Below are 1,298 nucleotides of genomic sequence, written 5' to 3' on the forward strand. Positions count from 1 at the left end.
TGGGGTAAGCGCTGGCAGCTCTTGTTTCGATAGTTGGCTGGCAGCGCCAGCCCGGCCTGTCAGCCCAGCACCCGCCCCGGGTTCAGCAGGTTCTGCGGGTCCAGCGCCTGCTTGACGGCGCGCATCATCGACAGCGCCACGGGCGATTGGTACTTCTGCAGCGTCTCCACCTTGAGCGCGCCCACGCCGTGCTCGGCCGAGAACGAGCCGCCGAACTCGGCTACCGCGCCGTAGACCAGCGCATTCACCCGCGCTTCTTCGTCGCGCAGGAAGGCCTTGGCGTCGCCATCGGCGGGCGCCTGCACGTTGTAGTGCAGGTTGCCGTCGCCCAGGTGGCCGAAGTTGACCAGGCGCACGCCGGCGATCTCGCGCGCCAGCAGCGCGTCGGTGTGTTCGACGAACGCCGGGATGCGCGACACCGCGATCGAGATGTCGTGCTTGATGTTCAGGCCTTCCTCGGCCTGTGCCAGCGGAATGCTTTCGCGGATATGCCAGAGCTGCTGTGCCTGCGTGAGGTTCTCGGCCACCACGGCGTCACTCACGCAGCCGGCCTCGAAGGCGGTCTCCAGCAGCGATTCGAAGCGCTCACGGGCGTGCTGCTCGGACTCGCTGTCGGAGTTCTCCAGCAGCACGCAGTAGGGCACGTCCGCCTGGTCGATGAAGGGCACGCGCAGCTGCGACATGTGCTTGTGCACCAAGCCCAGGGCAAAGCGGCCCATGACCTCGAAACCCGTCAGCCCAGCACCCAGGTGGCGCTGCGCCAAGCCGAGCAGGGCCACGGCCTGCTCCATCGAGGCCACGGCAGCCCAGGCGGTGAGGCGCGCGGCGGGCTGCGGAAAGAGTTTCAGCGTGGCGGCGGTGATGATGCCCAAGGTGCCCTCGCTGCCGATCATCAGGTTGCGCAGGTCGTAGCCGGTGTTGTCCTTGCGCAGGCCGCGCAGGCCGTTCCAGATCTCGCCCTGCGGCGTGACCACTTCGAGGCCCAGGCACAGCTCGCGCGTGTTGCCGTAGCGCAGCACCTGGGTGCCGCCGGCGTTGGTCGCCAGGTTGCCGCCGATGGTGCNCGGCGGTGATGATGCCCAAGGTGCCCTCGCTGCCGATCATCAGGTTGCGCAGGTCGTAGCCGGTGTTGTCCTTGCGCAGGCCGCGCAGGCCGTTCCAGATCTCGCCCTGCGGCGTGACCACTTCGAGGCCCAGGCACAGCTCGCGCGTGTTGCCGTAGCGCAGCACCTGGGTGCCGCCGGCGTTGGTCGCCAGGTTGCCGCCGATGGTGCAGCTGCCCTCGGCAGCAAGGCTGA

Annotated in this window: 1 protein-coding gene; it reads right to left on the minus strand. The window is 68.5% G+C overall.

Features of this window, described 5'->3' with window-relative positions:
* Positions 1–59: 59 nt before the first annotated feature.
* Complete coding sequence (locus QZH66_RS16235; protein WP_345783865.1) at positions 60–1,058, minus strand: FAD-binding oxidoreductase; 999 nt, start codon at positions 1,056–1,058, stop codon at positions 60–62.
* Positions 1,059–1,298: the final 240 nt, after the last annotated feature.

It is taken from the genome of Stenotrophomonas sp. YIM B06876, from assembly GCF_030711595.1.
Lineage (GTDB): Bacteria > Pseudomonadota > Gammaproteobacteria > Xanthomonadales > Xanthomonadaceae > Stenotrophomonas.